Here is a 21,003-nt window from a genome sequence, read left to right on the forward strand (position 1 = left end):
ATGCTTTGGCTTTCGTTAATCCTCTTTGCATTCCTGCTGCTTTTGATCCGAGATTCAAAGGTGAAAAAGGTTAATCAGTTTTTCAATATTGAAGAAGTAGAAGCTGAAAACTTCAATGCCATTAACGTCAAGTCTTTGGTTCGTAAGCAAAACTGGCAAAAGTTCAAAGAGTCCATATCACCTACGTTAATGGTGTTAGGCCCGCGTTCTTCTCTTTACATTGCGCTCTATATTACGGGCAGCATCATCGCATCTTGGTACATTGTTGTTGAGTTGCTATCAATCACCAATACGTGGTTAGTGCTGGGCTCATCTATGGTATTTACACTTTGCGGTTATCGGTTCCTAGTGACAAGAAGACGTCGCGAATTTGAGAATACGTTCCCAGATGCGCTGAATATTCTAATGAGTGCGGTCACTGCCGGTGACAGCTTAATGCAAGCCATCAGTTATGTAGGCGATGTGATGTACAACCCGATAGGCCGCGAATTTAAGCTAATGGGCGACCGACTTAAGTTGGGTGAGTCACCAGAGGTGGTGCTTCAACGATCGTGCAAGAACTACCCCTACCCAGAGTTTCTATTCTTTACCGTGACTATCAGGGCGAATATAGCTCGAGGTGGGCAACTTAAGGGCGTGATGGCGCGGCTGATTAGAGTGCTAGTGGACTCTCGAACGCTAGAGAAAAAGAAAATGGCGATGACTTCGGAGGCTCGAATTTCCGCCAAAATAGTTGCGGCTATTCCTCTGATTTTTATGCTTATTCTCAACTACGTTAATCCCGATAATGTGGAGTTTGTTCTCTACGATCCAGAAGGAAGGCTTGTATTGTTTTACGTGCTTGGTAGTGAACTGTTCGGTCTATTTCTTGTTTGGTTGTTAGTGAGAGGAGTTCGCGCATGATGTTATTGGCTTCCCTTATTGTGTTGTTTTTTTCGCTACTCTTTTTGATTATCGACTCTATTCGTAAAGAGCAACGACATAAGAAGGTTGCGCTCTATATCGGGGATAATTCGGCTCGCGCACCTTCACGCGTAAATCGCTTTTTTGTTCGTTTTGGTAAAGAATATCGCCATGAACTCGAGCAAAAAATGATAGAGGCGGGTTATTACAACACGGATTGGGCCAAATTTTATTTTCCGGCCAAGTTGTTGGTATTGGCGTTGGTTTCAGGCTTGGTTTTGTTAGGGGATATGACATCCACCAACAAACTGATCGTGGTTATTTTCTCGCTGATTGGCGTCATTGTCGTCCCAGATACAATGCTTCAAATGCGCCGCAAGATGTTGATCAGTCGAACCTCAGCTCAATTGCCGTATTTGCTTGACATGATGTCGGTATGTGTTCAAACCGGTATGACGATTGAAGCGGCGCTGGTTTATTTGGGCAAGGAGCTGGCTGAATTTGACTCAGACCTTTGTTACCAGATTAAGCGCACATCTGATTCTGCAAAAATACACGGACTAGAGAAGGCGCTCAATGATCTGAGTGAACGTATCCCGACACCACCAGTACGAAGTTTTGTACTGACCATCATTCAAAACCTGCAATACGGTACATCCGTGGCGAGTGTGTTAAGTGACCTCGCGGAAGACATGCGAAAAGTACAAATTCTTACGGTCGAGGAAAAGGTAGGTAAGCTCTCTGCGAAGATGAGTGTCCCATTGATCCTCTTCATCATGTTCCCGATCGTTATCTTGATTCTCGCGCCGAGCATCATGCAAATGACATTGAATATATAGGGACACGACGAGTGATTGGAAAACGTTTTTGTCTCATTTTGTTGTCGATGAGTGTGTTGGCGGGCTGTCAATCGGCCCCTTCAGCACAAGACTTGCAGCTTGCCGACGTCACTAGCATGGAAAAAGTGAAGAACTATGACGGCTTGATTAGTTATTACAAATCCGAGCTAGAGCAGGGCTCCGAAGACCCAGAGGTAAAAGAGAAACTGGCATGGGCATATTTTCATAAAGGGGATATCGAGTCGGCAGACTTCTATGTTCAACACTTGCAAAAAGAGGGTGTTGAAAATCCCAATTTGTACCAGTTAGAAGGACAAGTGTTTGATGCTAAAAATGACGTTGAAAGAGCCATTGCCGCTTATCTAGCCTCTATCGACGCGGGAAATACAACGGGTCAAATTCACGTCTTACTCGGTGTGTCATACACCAAAGTTGGAAGATTTAATGAAGCTTACCAAGAACTGAATCGAGCCCGTTTACGCGGTTATGACGATGTCGTTGTTAAGAACAACATTGCGATGATTAAAATGGCGAATGGCGAGTACCAACAGGCGATCGAAACGTTAGCCCCGGTTTTAAAAGAAGACCCAGCGAATAAGATCGTTAAAGCGAACCTAGCTATCGCACTAATGAAAACCCAGCAAATCGACTCGGCCAAAAAGTTACTTAAAGGCGATTTTTCAGCGGAAGAGATCAAGAGCATTGCCGCTGAATTAACTCAGCTAGGAGTTAACGATGAAGATTCTTAATAAGCAGAAGGGCGTGACAGCGATTGAGTTTGTGTTGGGTGCGCTTGTTCTGTTTTTCGCCACCTTTGCGATCTTCGAATCGAGTTACCAAATTTACGTCGTGAACATGACCGAGTATTCGCTCAGAGAAACCATCAGGAATACCAAAATATATGAAGGTAAAGGGATCAACGAGCAGTACGAAACTAAGTTCAAATCGCTAATCGAAGATGATGACAATCTATGGAGTTTCTTAATTGATAGCTCAAGGTTCTCTATCGCAGGTCAGTACTTCAAAACCTATGATGATTTTATCGCGAATAGGGGACACTCTGATCAAGGGTTGAACTTCAATTACAACTTAGCCGAGATCACCGTGACCTACCGCTACACCCCAGTCATTAAACTGGCTGGTGCTGCGGATAGGGATATTTCAAGCACTATGGTTTTGAACCTAGAACACGAGGGGTGGAAAGATGATGCTCCGTAAACAACGTGTGCTTTCTAAAAGACACCAACAAGGCTCGTATACGATTGAGTTAGTTTTCATTCTAGTGGCCTTGTGGGGCGTTTACCTGTTTGGCGCAGACTTGAGCTATCAATTACTCGCGCGCGCCAAGCTCGATCGATCCAGCTTTGCTTTAGTCAATGTGATCAAAGAGCGTACTCGTTATTTTGAAGCCGATGTATTGGCAGGACAAAACCTACCTGTAACTAATTCAGAGTTAGAAGACATGGCTAAAGTGGCAAGTCGAATGCTCAATACACCAGTTGATAACGTGGCGATCAAGATAGAGTCATTGACCAATAAAGTTAATGTCGCTGAATTCTCAACCAGCAAGTACAGAAGCTTAAATTGCCAAACTGATTCGATTCTCGATCATGCAGATTTAGCGCCGGTAGAAAAGGGCGTTGTGTATCCATTGTACCGAATCAGTCTTTGTGAAGAGCAGAGTTCTTGGTTTAAACCCTTCTTCAACAGTGGCACCAGTACCACGGTTCAGATTGGCTCTTCTTCAATAATGCCTGGGAGATAATGAAATGAAAATGCAGCACGATCGCCATATCAATCGCCAGCATCTCAGTCTCCAAAGACAGCAAGGGGTTGCCGCGGTTTGGATGGGTTTATTGCTTGTTCCAATCATGGGCATGACTTTTTGGGCGGTTGAGGGCACACGCTATGTACAAGAGACCAGCCGACTCAGAGATTCAGCAGAGGCTGCGGCGATAGCGGTAACCATTGAAGACCAACCGGATCAGGCTCGTGGGCTCGCGACCAAGTATGTCGAAAACTACGTTCGAGACATCAAATCAACCAACCTCTCAGCAGAACGACTCCATCAAGCGGAAGATGAGGGCGCTGGGGTTCTTGAATACATCCAATACACAGTGAATGCCAAGACCACGCATGACTCTTGGTTTGCGAGTAGCTTTATCCCTTCGTTTGATCAGCAGCAGGACTTAGCGGGACGTTCGTTAGCGAGAAAGTACCCCGTTTATCTTGGTGATAACAACATCGATATTGTTTTTGTATCGGACTTTTCCGGTTCAATGAACGACAGGTGGGGTTCAAGTCGACACATAAAAATCGACGATCTAAAGACAGCCATCGACGCAATATCCAGCAAAATTCTTTGCACATCGATTAAACAGGACTATGTCGATGGCGAGTGGAAATACGTTTGTGATGAGCCCGGAGAAGATACAACCGGAGACAAACTGCTTAATCGAGTTGGTTTTGTGCCTTTTAACGTTCGAACGAGGGAGATTGTCTCGGGAAATCAAGCTCGGGCGACAAGCCAGTTGAGCTACAAAGACAACTATAAAACGAATGTATCACCATATTCCTACAACGATGTTGACTGGGATTACTGGCGTACCTATTCACAAAATGACGTGATTAGATGTGCTGACCGGCAGTCACGTTGCTCATATCCAAAATCGGAGAATCAAAAGTACGCCAAACGTATTAAGGATGTGATTTATCAAGATAACTACTTGGTTGCAGACGTATACAACTATGTAGATTTATCGACATCAGTGTCGACGATGTTTACTGACAAGTCGGGGTTACAGCCCGATTTCTATAGTGTGAGTGGAACAAGTTTATTTAACGCGCATGGTTCTTCCAATTCATCGCAGCTTTCGAACATTCGCCTATCGAACAAGCTCTCAGATTTAGACCCGATTAATTCGATGTGGGCAGACGGTGGCACTGCGGCTTTTCAAGGTATTTTGAGAGGCTCTCAGGTTCTTCATGACGGTGACCCGAACAGTTCCGATCAAGAAGAGCAGCAAATCTACAACAAGAAAATCAAGATGCTGCTGATCTTAAGCGATGGGCAGGAGAGTCCGAATAACGGCATCCTTAAAGGGTTAGTCGACAGAGGAATGTGTAACAAAGCAAGAGAGGAAATACCGGGCTTATACATAGGTGTTATTGGTATCGATTTTCGAGCATCTCAACAAAGTGGTTTTCAAGACTGCGTTGTCGACCCAAATGAAGACATCATCGACGTATCTAACCTAGATGAATTGATTGAAAAGATAGAAGAACTCATCCGTAAAGGCTCAAAAACAAGCGGAATAACTAAGTTGTACTAGAGGAAAATATGAAAAAGTTAATGATCGGTTCAATCGTCATATCGACATTGCAATTTAGCCTTATCGCCAATGCAGAAGGCATCAGTGTTTATTGCGATACCGCGTTCAGTGAGTATCAACACAGTGTCACGGTTGATGATGTCGTTGGCATTGCACAGCACAGACAGGGCTTATTACAAATAGAGCAGCCGTCTGACAGCCGTGAGCTAAAACAAGCGTTAGCAGGTCAATCCAATCTAGGTATGAACCAGTCAGGATGTAAGACTTGGATCAGTAACCAAGATCGCCAAGGGCTACTAGCACGACTTCATTTTGGTTTTGACCAACACAACTTATCGCCGATGGGCAGCAAAGCACTGAGCCAACTTGCAGGCGAGCTAAAGGCTAACGGCAGTGCGGTTACGGTGGATGGACACACTGACAGCACCGGCGCAGAAGGTTACAACCAAGCATTGGGTCTACAAAGAGCACTGACGACGTCGGATGGTTTAATCGCGGATGGTGTAGAGAAGAATCGCCTTGTTATACGCTCATTTGGTGAAAGTAAACCTATTGCGTCCAACGCAACGGCAGAAGGTAGAGCCAAGAATAGACGCTCAGAAATTTGGGCCTCTGCGAACGATGCCGCTAAAGTAGAAAATTAAGATTTAGGGTTTGGTTGTTGCTTGGTTCTGCTTAGTGCTTGGTTGTTGCTTAGTACTAGGTAATAACCGCCCTAGATTGTCGCTCTTGGGATTTTTGTTACAACGTATACTAATGAATGTTCGATTAAGTTTAACTATCTGATACTAAAGAAATATTAATGCTTTTTGATAAGTTCTCTTATGAAGGGATGCAAAAAAATATCGATGTCGATACTTGGGTATCTATATTGGATAACATACGAGACATAATGGACGCATCGAATGCGGGCATCATCATGATCTCTGATTTGAGTTGCTCTGGTTCTGAGAGTGTTTGGAGCTCCTCAAACATATCGTGTAACCAACATAAGAGCAAAATTAGCCTCTTTTGTGAGTATGTGCATAACGAAAATCGCACGGTCTATTTGAGTGGTCATGCTGGTGGTGATTCCGTTTCTGCGAATGGGGCGGATGCCTATAAGTCGTTTTGCGGCGTCCCGGTAAGAGATATCGATGGCGAAGTGTTTGCGGTGCTCTTGGTGTTTGATTTAAGCCCAACAGCGTATACCGAGAGCCAAGTTAGCTTGATTGAAAACATATCGACTCTATTGCGTTCTGAAATTCTAATGAAAGAAGAGAGCCGGATTTTATACAAGAATAGTCATTTTGATATCATGACAACGCTGCTTAATCGAAGGGGATTCTTCCATGAATTCAACAAAGCAAATATAAGCGATGGTGCGATCGTTTGTTTGTATTTCGACTTGGATAATTTGAAGTATATCAATGATACCTATGGCCACTTCAAAGGTGATGACTATATCTCTGGCTTTGCGTCATGCATAAAAAACAATGCAAAGTACAACATCATATCGGCTAGGGTCGGTGGTGATGAGTTCATTGTCGTCATACATTCAGAAGAGGCTGGTTATGCTTCTGAGTTGGTCAATAACATTCACGCTGAATTTCATGACTTCATTGAAAGCTTTCGTTGTGATGATGAGGTGCCACTCGGTTTTTCATATGGTTGTGGTATCGCGGATTCCCGAAGTTTCAACATCATAAATCTAATAAAGTCTTCCGATGAAAACATGTACCTCAATAAGAAGAACAAGATTTAGATGTTCGTGACAGGCGTAAAAAAGCCCACTAGTGTGGGCTTAGATGTAGATGTAGATGTAGATGTAGTAGTCTTCTAAACTAAGCTCGAATGATCATTTGCTCGCGCTCTGGACCTACCGATACCATCACGATTGGCACCCCCATCAACTCTTCGATGCGAGTTACGTAATCTTGTGCGGCTTGAGGAAGGCTCTCAAACGTGCGGCAACCCGTGATATCTTCATCCCAACCTGCCATATCTTCATATACAGGTTTTAGCTCGGCCGTTTGTGGCCAAATCGGGTTCTCAGTATGTTCACCTGAGTAAGCGGTACAGATCTTAAGTTCAGACAAACCAGATAGGCAGTCAATCTTAGTTAGTGCGATTTCAGTCGCGGCTTGTAGGTCAACGCCGTTGCGAGTAGCTACAGCATCAAAGTAACCCATATCACGTGGGCGACCCGTCGTTGCACCATATTCGTTAGAGCTTTCGCGGAAGCTGTCTTGCTCTTCCATTGCTGTAACGAGCGTGCCAGTACCCACAGACGAACTGAACGATTTAGCAACGGCAATAATACGCTCAGGGCGAAGGGCAGGTAAACCGCTACCAATGCCTGCATAAGCTGCGGTTACATTCGAAGACGTTGTCCAAGGGTATTCACCGTAGACAAGGTCACGACCTGCACCTAGCTGAGCTTCAAACAGTAGGTTCGCGTCTTGCGATTGCAGTGCTTTTAGCGGCTCAGTTACGTTGCAGATGAACGGGCGCCACGCTTTAGTTACTTCAAGTAGCCATTCTGTCATTTCAGAAGCTGTCTGAGTGAAATCACATTGAGGGTATAGAGCCTTCAGTTGAGGCATCTTCCAATCAAGCAGGAATTGAATGCGTTGCTCTAAAATCTCAGGTTGATTCAACCAACCGACAAGAATGCCTTTCTTCATCACGCGATCACCGTATGCTGGTGCAATACCTTGACGTGTTGAGCCATAAGCGCCGTCACCTAAACGTTCTTCTTCAAGCGTATCTTCAAGGGCATGTAAAGGCAGACATAGTGTCGCACGATCTGAGATCGCCATTTTCACTGTGATGCCAGCCGCTTGTACTTCTGCAATCTCTTGAGTTAGCGCAGCAGGGCTGATCACCATGCCAGGGCCAAGAACCGCCGTACAATCAGGATTAAAAATACCACTTGGTAGTTGGTGCAGTTTAAACGTACCGAAGTCGTTTACTACGGTATGGCCGGCATTGTTTCCGCCTTGAAAACGAATGCTAGCAGAAGCTTGGTCTGCTAAAAAATCGACGATGCGGCCTTTGCCTTCATCACCCCAGTTTGCGCCCACAACAACGATAGATGGCATAATTTTTCTCCTAACTGATTGAGAAATCATGTTAGGCCTACAAAGTGGATAAGAGAAATTAATTATCTTTATTATCTTGATAAGGATTCCATATATCCCTAAAGTCTTAACCTACAAGCGAGATTCCCTATCATGTTCGTTCCTCACTGTAGGGAATGACGATGGGGCATTCTTTACTTTAGGGAATGATGTAAGTGACACGAGAGAGAGGACATGATGCTCGATATTAATTTGTTGAAGACGTTTGTGACGCTAGCGGAATATAAGCATTTTGGGAAAGCGGCCAATGCACTGCACATGACACAACCCAATGTGAGTTTGCACCTAAAACAACTGGAAAAACAAACACGCATTAAGTTGATAGAGCGAAGTCCGTTTCAACTGACTCAAGCAGGCGAAAGGCTATTAGAAACGAGCCAAAGAACGCTACTCGAACTGCAGATTTGTCAGGCCGATCTCAACGCCATTAACGATCTAAAAATAGGGACGTTAACTATTGCCGTAAGTGACATTATTTCCCGATTCTTGTTGATTCGTCCTTTCCAAAAGTTCAAAGCGCAGTATCCGGGTATCGATCTCACGTTGCTGAATACCACGTCATCTCAGGCATCGAGTTTAGTTAAGAACGCTCAGGCGGATCTTGGGTTTGTTATAGCTAAAGAACAGCACAACGAGTCATTGTATTTCACTAAGCTACAAGAGCTTTCTTGGTGTGCGCTTGGCGATGGGTTTGATTCTCAAGGGTCAGATAGAAAGATAAAACATCAGGTTAAAGGCTCAGAAGATGATTCTGAACTCACCTTAATTCTACTAGGCCATGATACGAGAACGCGTGACTTCATTGATGAAGGTTTACCAAGCCTTAATCTGCCTAATTATAGGGTGATGGAAGTAGGGAGTGTCGACGCTCAAATCGACTGGGCAGAAGCGGGATTTGGTGTGGCGATTGTTCCTGAATTTGCGGTATCCACCAAGCAGCATCTGCATTCGAAAGTGACACCGTTGATGAACTTTTCTAGCACCAGTCTTGGTTATATTGTTCGGCAGAACCAAGTGTTGTCGAAAGCCACCAAGCAATTGTTAGGTTGGGTGAATGATGAGATTACTCTGTTGCAAAACCAATAACTCCTTCTGATCTTAGTAGCCCACCTCGTGTGGGCTTTTTTGTGTCTGCAAAGCGCAGTTTTTACCGCATCTATTGGCTCTGGAACGACCTGGAGTTCGCCATCAACTATTACATCGGCAAATCAGAGTCTCAAAATTCATCGTTGACAATGTTTGATAATCAAACTAAATTCCATTTATTGATTTGATAATCAAACTACTTGTGAGTCAAAGCACTTTTTTGACTAAAATTAATCAGTAACGACTCCTAACATTGAACACACGAGCTAAGGACGCCATTTTGAGTTTTCCAACACGTCACCAACACAACTTTTCTTCACATAACAGCCAAGGTGAAAAGCGTACTTTCTACGTTCTCTTGTTAACTATCATCACCATGGTTGTCGAGATCGTTGCCGGTACTATTTACGGCTCTATGGCGTTACTTGCCGATGGTTGGCACATGGGGACGCACGCTGCAGCGTTTGGTATCACCTTATTTGCATACCGATATGCGAAGAAACATGCCGAGAGCGAACGTTTCTCTTTCGGTACTGGCAAAGTTAGTGTGCTAGGGGGCTACACCAGCGCGATTGCATTGGGGATTGTGGCATTATTGATGCTGGTGGAATCAGTGCATCGTTTATTTAACCCACAAGCGATTCAGTTCAATGAAGCGATCATCGTTGCCTGTATTGGTTTAACCGTGAATGTGGTGAGTATGTTTTTACTCGGCGATCACCATCATGACCACGGACACGAGCATGGCCATGATCAAAGTAAGAACCATGGCCGTTCGCACGGTCATTCACATAGCCATGATCACGACAGCGACCATGGTCATAAACATGGTGAGCACAATCATGACCACAACCTACGCGCAGCCTACATGCATGTGTTGGCGGATACTCTGACATCTCTGCTTGCGATTGTTGCGCTGCTATTTGGTAAGTTTTACGGCTGGAACTGGTTAGATGCAGCAATGGGAATGGTTGGTGCATTTGTCATTGCCAAGTGGACGATGAACCTTATGAAACAAACCAGCCCAATCCTGCTGGATGAGAATATCGACCAAGATTATCGTGACTCAGTGACCAAAACCTTAACGCCTTATGCGACCGTAACCGACTTACACATGTGGAAGGTGAGTGGGCATCACTATTCAGCAGCGATTACTCTTGAATCAAACAGTGATAAAACCGTCTCTGAATATAAACAAATGCTCGCCAAGTTTGATAAGATTAATCATCTTACTCTTGAAGTGCATTCAAACGACCATGCGAAATATAGAACAGCTTAACCAAATACTGACTGAGTTCTACGATAAAATGTCTTCGTGGGAGCAGTCTGTTGTCAAAGAGACAGGTTATTCCCTTGCTCAAGTACATACCATTGAAGTGCTTGGTATGCATGGCGCGTTAAGAATGAAAGAGCTCGCTGAAAAGTTGGGTATCACCACGGGTACGCTTACCGTTCAAATCGAAAAGTTGGTTAAAGCTGAATTGATTGAGCGCCATGAACACCCAACCGATCGTCGTGCGATTGTGGTTGCCTTGACGGATGAAGGGCAGAAGATACACGTTCACCACAACCAGCTTCACTTGAATTTGGTTAATGGACTAACACAAGACATCGAAGAAGATGAGAAAGCGGTGTTATTGAAGTGCCTAACCAAGATGGTAAAAGCGTTTTAGTCAGCCTTGAGTTCGCACCCTAACTCTTTAGCTGCAAAGCGATTGACTAGAAAATAAAAAAAATGGACCTGACTCGAATTGAGTAGGTCCATTTTTTTGCCGTTTACGCTCGACTGTACAATCATCAATAGACGGATTCACTGTTTAAAAACCAAGTCAAAACCTCCAATATTGTGCTTCGCTCGTGCTCTTCTGGAGAGCCAAAAAAATGTCATCATAAATAATGCGTCCGAATGTGCGTCAAAGTCTTTTAATTCAATGTCTTGTATACCATGGCGTTCAAGCTATTTATGTTCCGTCAAATAGCTGTCTCTCACTTTTATCATTCAACTAATGTACATGTATTCAATTTGTGTTATTGATGCTTTTATCTTTAGTGAAAAGATTTATTCTCTGTTTGAATACCATTGAGAATGTCACTGCTGGTGGGCTGAACAGTCGCTAGATTTGGTGCTCATTACTGATACAAATACCATAACAATAACCAGGTCGCACGAGTTGTATTCCATGCTTCGATGCGATCAATTAGATACTCATAGTTAATTTAGTAAAGACGAGCCACGTATATGAATATAAAGAAAAAGCTCTATTCGTTGGGGATGTTCTCCATCTTCGGCATGATTTCACTGTTGTTTACCACATCGCAATTTGCAGACACCACCGCTCAAATGAGCCAAGCCAAACAAATCACCAAAGAACTTGAAGTGCGACTACTTAATCTTCGCCGTAACGAGAAAGATTTCCTATTACGTAGTGATATGAAGTACCTCGCCAAGTTCGACGTAAACTACAATAAATTCTTAGCGTCTGAATCTGAGCTCAATGCAGCGCTCAGTGATTTAGGTTTAGCCAACAGCGCACACCTACGTGAAGATATTGAAACCTACCACACAAGCTTTGTTAACTTAGTAAAAGCGAGTGAAGTGTATGGGTTAGCACGTGACAAAGGCTTGCTAGGCGAGTTTCATACTTTGCTCGATAACATCAGCGCGACAGCCAGTGCTGAACAAAAAATCGAGCTTTACCTGTTCAATGACTTAATTGAAAAGGGTGAGTTTGATCCGAGTGTTCTTTCTATTACCTCTAGTGCTGGAAGCTCAACTGCTTTGATAGATGCTGCGCGCCAAGTGGTTGAACAGAAGCGAGTGATTGGCTTGAAGCACAACGAAGGTCTGCTTGGGCAAGCTCGTTCGGGTTCTCATGCTATCGAAACTCAATTTAAAGAGTTCTCAGCGGTATTAGACCAACAAACCCAACAAGAGATGGACAAACTATCGCTGATCAACAACATCCTTTGCGTCACGCTACTCGTGTCGATCATTCTGTTCAGTTGGTTAATCGTCCGTTCTATTATCGGCAAGATTGAGTCATTACTCTCAGTGATTCGCAACATCGTTGATTCGAACGACGTGTCTATTCGTTCGCACCTTGATGGCAAAGACGAACTGAGCACGTTAGGTCAATACTTCAACCAATTACTTGATCAACTTGAAGGGCTTATTGCAGCATCTCAATCTAAGTCACTGCAACTGACCCAAAGCACGTCGAACATGCATGACGAGCTAGAATCAGTCATCAAACAGTTTGAAGTTCAAGCAAATCACACCTCTACAATGACAACGTCAGTGCAAGAGATGGTACTCACCATTGGTGAAATATCAGAAAGCACATCAGTTGCCGCTGAAGGTGTTCATCAAGCAAAAGTGAATGCTGATAAAGGCCGTGAAGTGGTGGTCGATACGATCAGCAATATTACCCAGTTATCTGAGCGCCTTTCAAGCAGCCAAGATTCAATAAGCTCGCTGAATCATCATGTTGATCAAATCGGCGATGCAGTAAACATCATCCAAGGCATTGCAGAACAAACCAACTTGCTGGCACTGAACGCAGCTATTGAGGCAGCTCGTGCCGGTGAACAAGGCCGAGGCTTTGCCGTGGTTGCAGATGAAGTTCGAGCTCTTGCAAGCAGAACGCATCAATCAACAACCGAAATCACCAGCGTTGTTACAGCAATTCAAAGCCAAATGAACGCTTCGATGACCGAGATTGGTGAATGTAACCAACAAGGCCAACTGACTCTTAAAGATTCGGAAGAGCTCGATGCTAGCCTGCAGCTTATCTTAAGCGATATGGAAAGCATCCAAGGTAATTCTGAGCGTATCGCATCAGCAATTGAAGAGCAGGGTGCTGTTATGGCACAAGTGAGCGACTCAATCACTGAGCTGAACACTATCTCGAACGACAATAACGCTTCGGCGCAGCATTGCTTAGTTGAAGTGGATAAAGTCGCAGAGCAAGCCCATGAGATGGATAAAGCGGTGGCGCAGTTCAAGACTTCTTAAACATTTAGAGTAAACTAAACCAAAGGCGTGGATCATCTACGCCTTTTTTGTACCTGAAATTCACTAGTCCGAAGGCGCGAACAAAAAAACGGCCCTATCTGGGGGAAGATTCGGGCCGTTATGTTACATATTTAAAAGGGGGGAATTATTTGTTTCGGCCTTCCAGCACATCCAGTGCCAGCTCAACCGCTTTATCAATATTGTCGCATCCCGCTAACTTGCCTGAGCTGATAGGACCAAGCACATTAGCGTATAACGAGAGCTGCTTGTTAAATGGCAGGCTCAACTGCTCATATAAACGCTGGCGAATCTCGGCATGTTGCTCAGGAGCGTGAGCAGCAAGGCTTTTCAAAGTGTCATAAACAAGAGTGGTGGTAGTGTTCATTCGTCTCTTTATCATTAAGTGGGAGGCGCTTATTTTATAATCTTTTCAGGTTCTTTTACTGTGATATAAGTCATACAATATTATTAATGTGTTTATCTTTTGAATCTAATGAGAATAAGGCATTCCAAAATAGACTTAAGTATCTGTGAAATATAACTAAAATAATGACAGACTATCGAATAAACGAAAGTATTGGCGCGTTTCTGGCAAACGGTTAAATCTATAGGAAGAGGAACAACATGCACTACGACGTATTCAATGGAGATGCAGACGGCATCATTGCTTTACTGCAACTGCGCTTAAATGAGCCGAAAGAAAGTGTACTGATCACTGGTGTAAAGCGTGATATTAAGTTGGTCACTCAAGTTGTTACTCAAATTATGGAGCCGGGTAAGCAAGGTGACATTTCTTCCGTTACCGTTTTAGATGTGTCGATGGAGAAAAATCTAACAGCATTGCATTCACTGCTAGACGCCAACATCCATGTATTTTATTGCGATCATCATCGAACTGGTGAGGTACCTGACTCTAGCTATTTGGATACTCTGATTGATACCGCGCCAGAGAGCTGCACGAGCTTACTAATTAACCAGAAATTGAATGGTGCGCATGTGGCTTGGGCAATCGCGGCTGCTTTTGGTGATAATCTAAAAACAGTGGCCGCGCGGCTAGCGGATGAAAATGGATTCGATGAATCTCAAACAGAGTTTTTGGAAGAGCTAGGTACCTTGGTGAACTACAACGGTTACGGTTCGTCACTCAGTGATTTGCATTTCACGCCAGCTGAGCTCTACAAAATTCTTTATCAATACCCAAATCCGCTTGATCTTTTGGATGATAAAAACTCTGTATTTTATCGACTACTAACTGCCTATCAAAATGATCGCCAACAGCTATCAAACCTTGCTCCTGTTTATGAAAGTGAAGTCGCACGTGTGTTTGAACTGCCAGGTGAGACGTGGGCAAGGCGCATCAGTGGTGTATTTGGTAATGAAATCGTTAATCAAGATCCAAACCGAGCGCAAGCAGTATTAACGAAAAACCAAGATGGCTTGTCTTACACGGTGAGCTTACGGGCGCCATTATCAAACAGAACGGGCGCAGACGAAATTTGTTCTAGTTTTGATACGGGTGGTGGAAGAAAAGCAGCAGCGGGTATCAATCAACTCAATGAAGAAAATAAGATGAATTTAATTTCATTAATTGATACTTATTATTCGCCTGATGTTAAAGGCTAACTGAAAAATAGTCGGGGTGATCATACAAAATTCCACAAATTTTCACTCCTATATTCCGTTATACGTGTGTATCTCTAGCACATGTATGACGACTAAATCCAAGCTATTTTAGTGATATCACTCGCAATGGTATCTGGTCTGAGGTCAGTAATTACGGTGTTTTTGAATCGATTTTTGTCGATTTAAAGTTCGTTTTTTCCCATTGGTGATTTTTTATATTTTCGGTTAATTATCTATGTGAATTAAGGTTGATTAAATATTTGCATGGTCAATGTGTCCGGCCGAAAACAACAGCTTTTAGCATTTCATTTTGAATGAAAAGTCAAAATCATATTGATTCTGATATTCAATCTGTGACTTAAAATCACAAGTTAAATCAAAGGTCATCTTTTCCTATAAATTCCATTACTTCTCTATAAATATTCATGATTACAATGAATTGGTTCGGTTGTGATTGGCACAGCTGTTAAGTAAGGAAGTGGGACTAATGTTGAAACGTAAAGCTCTACAATTAGCTGTATCGGTCGGCATGGCCGCAATGTCTGGCGCTGTTTATGCGAATGGTTCAGATATGACGAATCCAGATTCTGGTGTCGTGGTCGGGTATTGGCACAACTGGTGTGACGGTGGTGGCTACCAAGGTGGTAATGCGCCATGCGTGACGTTGGATGAAGTAAACCCAATGTATAACATCGTGAATGTGTCATTCATGAAGGTTTACGATGTGGCTGATGGTCGAATCCCAACTTTTAAACTGGACCCAACCATTGGGCTTTCAGAAGAACAATTTATTGACCAAATTTCTGAACTCAACAAACAAGGCCGTTCTGTACTGATAGCGCTAGGTGGTGCTGATGCACACGTAGAGCTAGAAACTGGTGATGAAAGAGCCTTTGCTGATGAGATTATCCGTCTTACTGAGCGTTACGGTTTCGATGGCCTAGATATCGACCTTGAACAAGCAGCTGTAACCGCAGCAAACAACCAAACCGTGATTCCTGATGCTCTTAAGCTAGTGAAAGACCACTACCGTGCCGAAGGTAGAAACTTCCTTATTACTATGGCGCCTGAGTTTCCGTACCTAACGACAGGCGGTAAGTACGTTCCTTATATCGATAATCTAGAAGGTTATTACGACTGGATTAACCCACAGTTCTACAACCAAGGTGGCGACGGTATCTGGGTTGACGGTGTGGGCTGGATTGCTCAAAACAACGATGCATTAAAAGAAGAATTCATCTACTACATCTCTGATTCGCTTATCAACGGAACGCGTGGCTTCCACAAAATTCCACATGACAAGCTGGTGTTTGGTATTCCTTCTAGCATTGATGCTGCAGCAACCGGCTTTGTGCAAGATCCTCAAGATTTATACGACGCGTTCGAGACCTTAACGACTCAAGGCCAACCCCTGCGTGGTGTAATGACTTGGTCTATCAACTGGGACATGGGTACTAACAAAAACGGTCAACAATACAACGAGCAGTTTATTAAAGATTATGGCCCGTTTGTCCACGGTCAAGTGACGCCACCACCAGTAGAGGGTGAGCCAGTTCTTAAAGGTGTCGAAAATGCCCGTGTTCTTCACGGCACAACGTTTGACCCAATGGAAGGCGTAACGGCAATCGATAAAGAAGATGGTGATCTAACGTCATCAATCGATGTTGAAGGTTACGTGGAAACCAGTGTGATTGGCACTTACGTTCTAACTTACCGAGTGAAAGACAGCGATAACAACGAAACCACTAAAGCGAGAACGGTAGAGGTTTACAGCCAGAAGCCTGTGTTTAATGGTGTGTCTGACACTACTGTTGTGTTGGGAACTGCATTTGATGCTATGGCAGGCGTAACGGCGAATGATGCTGAAGATGGCGACCTAACAAGCACCATCACACACACTGGCAGTGTCGATGTAAATGAAATCGGCAACTACACGCTTGTGTATAGTGTAACAGATAGCGCGAACCAAACTGTAACCGCTGACCGTAAAGTGTCTGTGACGGATGGTTCTAACTGTGCAGCTGCATGGGATGCCGATACCGTTTATGTTGAAGGTGATCAAGTCTCTCATGATGGTTCAACGTGGGGAGCAGGTTGGTACACTCGCGGCGAAGAGCCAGGAACAACAGGTGAGTGGGGCGTTTGGAGAAAAGTTTCAGACTCTTCATGTGGTGGTAACCCAGATCCGGGCGATGACTTAGAGCTTGCAGTTTCAGGCCTTCAGTCAGAATATGCGCCAGATAACGGCAATGTTCGTTTAGACCTAACACTGACATCAAATGAAGCTTTAGATGTTACGGCTATGGTGATCAACAGTGCAGGGACTGTGGTTGAGCAAACTCAGGTTAACTTAACGGACAGCCGCGCTATTACCATGGACTTATACGATGTAGCTGAAGGGCAATATGCACTTGAAGTGGTCGGTAAAGCATCTGACGGTGAAATGGTGATGGTAAATGATTCGTTCGCTGTTAAAGACGGTGGCGGAACGACTCCACCTCCAGGTGATTACCCTCCGTATGAAGCAGGCACAAATTACGCAGCAGGTGACATTGTGGTAGGCAGCGACAATGGTCTATACGAATGTAAGCCTTGGCCATACACGGCTTGGTGTGCAAGCGCATCTTACGCACCAGCAGAAAGCCAATACTGGCAAGATGCTTGGACAAAGCTGTAGTCTGATAGCTCGACGTTAGCAATATAAAGTAGACGATCAAAGAGAGGCCATTGTGCCTCTCTTTTTTTATGTTCAAACATTTCTGACTTAGAGCTTTAAACAATTCTAACTTAGAGCTTCAAACCTTTCCTAGCCTCAAACTCGGTTCTGCATTTTGCTCTAGATCAAAATAAGAGTGATTATCAATTGTATTAATGAGGTGGTAGATGCACTATGCGCACACTGAATTTGCTCTGTTGTGAATATTTGCATAATGAATCTTGCCCAAGTTGACCTAAACCTACTCGTTATTCTTAAACACCTTCTTGAAGAGAAGCACGTTTCCAACACGGCGTTGGCGTTGGATATGAGCCAACCTACGGTGAGCCGATCTCTACAAAAACTTCGCACTGTGTTCAACGATGATTTGTTGGTGCGAGCTGCTTATGGCTATGAATTGACCCCGAAAGCAGAGGTCATCAAGCAAGACCTCAACTCTGTGCTTACTCGTCTTGAGAAACTGGTTCACGGAGACGTGTTTGAACCACAAACGAGTGATAGTACGGTTCGTTTTTTTGGTTTGGTTCCTCAGGTCTCACACCTTTTGCCAAAAGTAGTGGCACAAATTCGCCAGCAAGCGCCGAATATGGTTGTCGATATCGACTCAATTCCTAAACGACACTTTGAGCCTCTGTTATCCGGTGATGCGCACTTTGTGTTGTCGACGCATGAGCCATTAAGTTCTGAACAAAACCTGTATCGAATGTTCGTAATCAGTCGCGATTATCGGTTATTAATGAGCAAAGACCATCCTCTGGCGGATAAAGAGATCACCGTTGATGACTTATTGAATAGCCAGCTTGGCCAGATTTCGCTGCAAGGTGACAAAAAACTCTCGATTGAAAGTCGATTTAAAGACCTTGGCTTGATTGATAAGCAGCGCCAACTATCGATCCCAATTCAGTTGTCCAACTTCAATATTGCTGCGGATATTGCGGAGACGACCGACATCATCTTTCACTTGCCGACACCATTTGCGACACAAGCTGCCAATCAACGAGATTTAATTTGTAAACGCGTTCCCAAAGCGATCAGAAGCCCATCAGAAGATGTTTATCTCTATTGGCATAAACGTTTCCATAATGACCCTATGTGTCGTTGGGTTCGTGATTTATTTAAAGAGATATATACCCAATCCATCTAGGTGGTGAATGCTATTGAGGTCATGCTATTAAAATGAATATGTATTGGTTTTATTATTTGAAAGTTGAATAACGAGAATCAATTTTTGGTATGAAACTTTCGTTGATAAGAATGGTAACTGGTTGTTTAATGCAAACCATTATCATTACCAATCACATATAAGAATAAATATCATGTCTGAGAGATCTCTTTTGATTCGCAAACCTCTTTTGGTTCGTAAACGCCTTTCGATCGCAGTCGCTGTTATTTGTACCTCACTTTCGGCTAACGTGTTGGCGCAAGAAGAAGCGCAAGCAACAGATGAGCAAATGGTTATTACGGCAACTCGCACTGAAATGGCACTGAAACAAGCGCCGGCTTCAATGTCAGTGATCACCGCTCAAGACATTGAAGACAGCCCTGGTATTACTTTGGCTGACATCGTTGCAGAATCAACCAGTGTCGAATCTGACTTTGATAGCACACGTGCTGGGCGTCAGATGATTTCTATTCGTGGTATGGATTCAGATTACACGCTTATCATGGTGAATGGCCGTCGTCTAAGCTCGGCGAGTGCCATCATCCGAGGTAACGACTTCGACCTATCGACCATTCCTGCTGATTCAATTGAACGCGTTGAAATTATCCGCGGCCCAATGTCTGCACTTTACGGTTCGGATGGCATGGGCGGCACAATCAACATCATCACCAAGGCTCCTGAAAATGACTGGAGCTCTACGTTAAGCATGGACACTTCATCGCCGTTAGACGGTGATGGTGGAGAAGAGTACTCGATGGGCTTCACAACATCGGGCGCGTTAATTGAAGATGAATTGTTTGCACGCGTTTCTGTGAACCAAACTAGCCGTGATGCTTGGCAACCTTATTCTGGTACACATAGCTCTGGTTACGATCGTTCAGACATTACTGCGTTAGAAGAAAGAGAGACATTAAGCTTACTCGCGAGCCTGACATGGAATGCAACAGACAACCAAACCATCGATTTAGATTTTGGCTACAGTGACGACGAACGTGAATCATCTGCAGAAAACGTATCGTCTGTGATCGAGTCTGACACACGAGTAGTGCGTCAGAGCCAAGCGATTACGCACAGTGGCTTTTGGAGCTGGGGTGATACACAAGTTCGCTACTCACGCGAAAACGTGACTGACAACGACGCTGCGGATTCTGATACTAACTACAGCAGTGACGTAGAAGAGTTAACTCAAATAGCAGAAGCATCAGCGACGACTTATCTTGGTGAGAATCATACCGTAACGTTTGGTATGGACTATCAGTTGAGCGAATTAACCAACAAAGAAAACTTGGTCAATGGCACATCAGAAGCGTATCAAGGTGCGTTATTTGTTCAAGATCAATGGCTGATGACTGAGCAACTAACAGCAACCATCGGTGGTCGTTTAGATAAGCACGAATTGTACGGTGAAGAGTTCAGCCCGCGTGTGTATTTGGTGCATCAAACAACGAATGACCTGATCATTAAGGGGGGGGTGGGTAAAGCATTTAAAGCACCAACATTGACTCAAAACCAAGCCGACTACACAGTTAACAGTTGTAAAGGTGCTTGTGATTTATATGGTAATGAAGACCTGAAGCCTGAAACGAGCTGGAACTATGAGATTGCAGCGATATACAGCCAACCTCGTTGGAACGTTGAAGGTGCCTTGTTCCGCAATGAAATCAACGACCTTATTGATCGTGACGAAACCTACTGCGAGAACGGCGGAATGTTTGAATCGGGTAAAGGGTGTGCCGATAGTTCTAGCTCAACTGGCTATGTGAAAGGCAAACGTACTTATACCAATGTGTCTGAGGCTGTGGTTCAAGGTGCTGAGCTTACTGGCCAATTCCAAATAACGGATGAATGGGGCGTATCTGGTAACTACACTTTCTTAGACACTGAAGATAAGTCTACTGGTGAAGAACTGCTTGAGCGTTACAAGCACTCGGGTTTAGTTAAACTGAACTGGAGCCCAACTTACGACCTGAACACCTTTGTTAGTGCGCGTTACCGAGGTGAGCGTAATATCGAAACTGATTTGACTCAAGAAGCATACACTACGCTAAATATTGGTGGGGTATACAACATTAATGATTCGGTTAGAGTACGCGCAGGCATTACTAACTTGACTGACGAAGCGGTATCACAAGAGCTAGAGAGCATGGGTTATGTTGAAGAGCCACGCACTTACTACTTAGGTATGACCGCTGACTTCTAATCGAG

18 protein-coding genes are annotated in these 21,003 nt (G+C 44.0%); 16 read left to right on the forward strand and 2 right to left on the reverse strand.

The window, feature by feature from the left end:
- The 8 genes from AC3CHU_RS07560 to AC3CHU_RS07595 all read left to right on the forward strand — a co-directional run bounded on the left by AC3CHU_RS07560 (nucleotide 1) and on the right by AC3CHU_RS07595 (nucleotide 6,818).
- Nucleotides 1–903, forward strand: coding sequence for a type II secretion system F family protein (locus tag AC3CHU_RS07560; protein WP_488525392.1), 903 nt, complete (start codon nucleotides 1–3; stop codon nucleotides 901–903).
- Nucleotides 900–1,742, forward strand: a complete 843-nt coding sequence (locus AC3CHU_RS07565) for a type II secretion system F family protein (RefSeq protein WP_488525393.1) — start codon at nucleotides 900–902, stop codon at nucleotides 1,740–1,742. The genes AC3CHU_RS07560 and AC3CHU_RS07565 overlap by 4 nt, the downstream gene beginning before the upstream one ends.
- 47 nt (nucleotides 1,743–1,789) lie before the next feature.
- Complete coding sequence (locus AC3CHU_RS07570; RefSeq protein WP_488525477.1) at nucleotides 1,790–2,491, forward strand: tetratricopeptide repeat protein; 702 nt, start codon at nucleotides 1,790–1,792, stop codon at nucleotides 2,489–2,491.
- Nucleotides 2,478–2,960 carry a TadE/TadG family type IV pilus assembly protein gene (locus tag AC3CHU_RS07575; RefSeq protein WP_488525394.1) on the forward strand — a complete coding sequence of 161 codons (483 nt, stop codon included), beginning with the start codon at nucleotides 2,478–2,480 and terminating at the stop codon, nucleotides 2,958–2,960. Before AC3CHU_RS07570 ends, AC3CHU_RS07575 begins: the two co-directional genes overlap by 14 nt.
- Nucleotides 2,950–3,507, forward strand: coding sequence for a tight adherence pilus pseudopilin TadF (gene tadF, locus AC3CHU_RS07580; RefSeq protein WP_488525478.1), 558 nt, complete (start codon nucleotides 2,950–2,952; stop codon nucleotides 3,505–3,507). The genes AC3CHU_RS07575 and tadF overlap by 11 nt, the downstream gene beginning before the upstream one ends.
- Before the next feature lie 10 nt (nucleotides 3,508–3,517).
- Nucleotides 3,518–5,074: a TadE/TadG family type IV pilus assembly protein gene (locus tag AC3CHU_RS07585; RefSeq protein WP_488525479.1), complete on the forward strand. Its 1,557-nt coding sequence runs from the start codon at nucleotides 3,518–3,520 to the stop codon at nucleotides 5,072–5,074.
- A gap of 8 nt (nucleotides 5,075–5,082) precedes the next feature.
- Entirely contained in the window at nucleotides 5,083–5,718 is a 636-nt protein-coding gene (locus AC3CHU_RS07590; protein WP_488525395.1) for an OmpA family protein, read from the forward strand.
- Between the two features lie 158 nt (nucleotides 5,719–5,876).
- Nucleotides 5,877–6,818, forward strand: a complete 942-nt coding sequence (locus tag AC3CHU_RS07595) for a sensor domain-containing diguanylate cyclase (RefSeq protein ID WP_488525396.1) — start codon at nucleotides 5,877–5,879, stop codon at nucleotides 6,816–6,818.
- Nucleotides 6,819–6,897: 79 nt separating this feature from the next.
- Here AC3CHU_RS07595 and AC3CHU_RS07600 read toward each other — a convergent pair whose 3' ends face one another.
- On the reverse strand, nucleotides 6,898–8,157 hold the full coding sequence (locus tag AC3CHU_RS07600) for an adenylosuccinate synthase (RefSeq protein WP_488525397.1): 1,260 nt from the start codon (nucleotides 8,155–8,157) through the stop codon (nucleotides 6,898–6,900).
- A gap of 213 nt (nucleotides 8,158–8,370) precedes the next feature.
- Between AC3CHU_RS07600 and AC3CHU_RS07605 the strand changes: the two genes are divergently transcribed.
- From AC3CHU_RS07605 to AC3CHU_RS07620, 4 genes are all read left to right on the forward strand, one after another.
- Complete coding sequence (locus AC3CHU_RS07605) at nucleotides 8,371–9,282, forward strand: LysR substrate-binding domain-containing protein (RefSeq protein WP_372209269.1); 912 nt, start codon at nucleotides 8,371–8,373, stop codon at nucleotides 9,280–9,282.
- Nucleotides 9,283–9,562: 280 nt separating this feature from the next.
- Entirely contained in the window at nucleotides 9,563–10,561 is a 999-nt protein-coding gene (gene dmeF, locus AC3CHU_RS07610) for a CDF family Co(II)/Ni(II) efflux transporter DmeF (RefSeq protein ID WP_488525398.1), read from the forward strand.
- Complete coding sequence (locus AC3CHU_RS07615; protein ID WP_017070724.1) at nucleotides 10,539–10,955, forward strand: MarR family winged helix-turn-helix transcriptional regulator; 417 nt, start codon at nucleotides 10,539–10,541, stop codon at nucleotides 10,953–10,955. The genes dmeF and AC3CHU_RS07615 overlap by 23 nt, the downstream gene beginning before the upstream one ends.
- A 617-nt stretch (nucleotides 10,956–11,572) precedes the next feature.
- A complete protein-coding gene (locus AC3CHU_RS07620; RefSeq protein ID WP_488525480.1) occupies nucleotides 11,573–13,297 on the forward strand; it encodes a methyl-accepting chemotaxis protein in 1,725 nt (574 codons plus the stop codon).
- Nucleotides 13,298–13,442: 145 nt separating this feature from the next.
- Here AC3CHU_RS07620 and AC3CHU_RS07625 read toward each other — a convergent pair whose 3' ends face one another.
- Nucleotides 13,443–13,682 carry a PAS factor family protein gene (locus AC3CHU_RS07625; protein ID WP_004733935.1) on the reverse strand — a complete coding sequence of 80 codons (240 nt, stop codon included), beginning with the start codon at nucleotides 13,680–13,682 and terminating at the stop codon, nucleotides 13,443–13,445.
- A 239-nt stretch (nucleotides 13,683–13,921) separates the two neighbouring features.
- On the opposite strand from AC3CHU_RS07625, the gene AC3CHU_RS07630 reads away from it, so the two are divergent.
- From AC3CHU_RS07630 to AC3CHU_RS07645, 4 genes are all read left to right on the forward strand, one after another.
- Nucleotides 13,922–14,920 carry a DHH family phosphoesterase gene (locus AC3CHU_RS07630; protein ID WP_488525399.1) on the forward strand — a complete coding sequence of 333 codons (999 nt, stop codon included), beginning with the start codon at nucleotides 13,922–13,924 and terminating at the stop codon, nucleotides 14,918–14,920.
- A gap of 487 nt (nucleotides 14,921–15,407) precedes the next feature.
- A complete protein-coding gene (locus tag AC3CHU_RS07635) occupies nucleotides 15,408–17,597 on the forward strand; it encodes an immunoglobulin-like domain-containing protein (protein ID WP_488525400.1) in 2,190 nt (729 codons plus the stop codon).
- A 253-nt stretch (nucleotides 17,598–17,850) separates the two neighbouring features.
- Complete coding sequence (locus AC3CHU_RS07640; RefSeq protein ID WP_004733932.1) at nucleotides 17,851–18,780, forward strand: LysR family transcriptional regulator; 930 nt, start codon at nucleotides 17,851–17,853, stop codon at nucleotides 18,778–18,780.
- A gap of 172 nt (nucleotides 18,781–18,952) precedes the next feature.
- Entirely contained in the window at nucleotides 18,953–20,998 is a 2,046-nt protein-coding gene (locus AC3CHU_RS07645; protein WP_488525401.1) for a TonB-dependent receptor domain-containing protein, read from the forward strand.
- The last annotated feature ends 5 nt before the right edge of the window (nucleotides 20,999–21,003 follow it).

The sequence above is a fragment of the Vibrio sp. QJM3NY_39 genome (genome assembly GCF_057785895.1).

Coding starts and splice junctions, on each gene's coding strand:
- tadF (WP_488525478.1), top strand. CDS start 2,950: ATGCTCCGTAAACAACGTGTGCTTTCTAAAAGACACCAACAAGGCTCG.
- AC3CHU_RS07595 (WP_488525396.1), top strand. CDS start 5,877: ATGCTTTTTGATAAGTTCTCTTATGAAGGGATGCAAAAAAATATCGAT.
- AC3CHU_RS07620 (WP_488525480.1), top strand. CDS start 11,573: ATGATTTCACTGTTGTTTACCACATCGCAATTTGCAGACACCACCGCT.
- AC3CHU_RS07645 (WP_488525401.1), top strand. CDS start 18,953: ATGTCTGAGAGATCTCTTTTGATTCGCAAACCTCTTTTGGTTCGTAAA.
- AC3CHU_RS07625 (WP_004733935.1), bottom strand. CDS start 13,682: ATGAACACTACCACCACTCTTGTTTATGACACTTTGAAAAGCCTTGCT.
- AC3CHU_RS07640 (WP_004733932.1), top strand. CDS start 17,851: ATGAATCTTGCCCAAGTTGACCTAAACCTACTCGTTATTCTTAAACAC.
- AC3CHU_RS07575 (WP_488525394.1), top strand. CDS start 2,478: ATGAAGATTCTTAATAAGCAGAAGGGCGTGACAGCGATTGAGTTTGTG.
- AC3CHU_RS07585 (WP_488525479.1), top strand. CDS start 3,518: ATGCAGCACGATCGCCATATCAATCGCCAGCATCTCAGTCTCCAAAGA.
- AC3CHU_RS07635 (WP_488525400.1), top strand. CDS start 15,408: ATGTTGAAACGTAAAGCTCTACAATTAGCTGTATCGGTCGGCATGGCC.
- AC3CHU_RS07590 (WP_488525395.1), top strand. CDS start 5,083: ATGAAAAAGTTAATGATCGGTTCAATCGTCATATCGACATTGCAATTT.
- AC3CHU_RS07615 (WP_017070724.1), top strand. CDS start 10,539: ATGCGAAATATAGAACAGCTTAACCAAATACTGACTGAGTTCTACGAT.
- AC3CHU_RS07600 (WP_488525397.1), bottom strand. CDS start 8,157: ATGCCATCTATCGTTGTTGTGGGCGCAAACTGGGGTGATGAAGGCAAA.
- AC3CHU_RS07605 (WP_372209269.1), top strand. CDS start 8,371: ATGATGCTCGATATTAATTTGTTGAAGACGTTTGTGACGCTAGCGGAA.
- AC3CHU_RS07565 (WP_488525393.1), top strand. CDS start 900: ATGATGTTATTGGCTTCCCTTATTGTGTTGTTTTTTTCGCTACTCTTT.
- AC3CHU_RS07560 (WP_488525392.1), top strand. CDS start 1: ATGCTTTGGCTTTCGTTAATCCTCTTTGCATTCCTGCTGCTTTTGATC.
- AC3CHU_RS07570 (WP_488525477.1), top strand. CDS start 1,790: ATGAGTGTGTTGGCGGGCTGTCAATCGGCCCCTTCAGCACAAGACTTG.
- AC3CHU_RS07630 (WP_488525399.1), top strand. CDS start 13,922: ATGCACTACGACGTATTCAATGGAGATGCAGACGGCATCATTGCTTTA.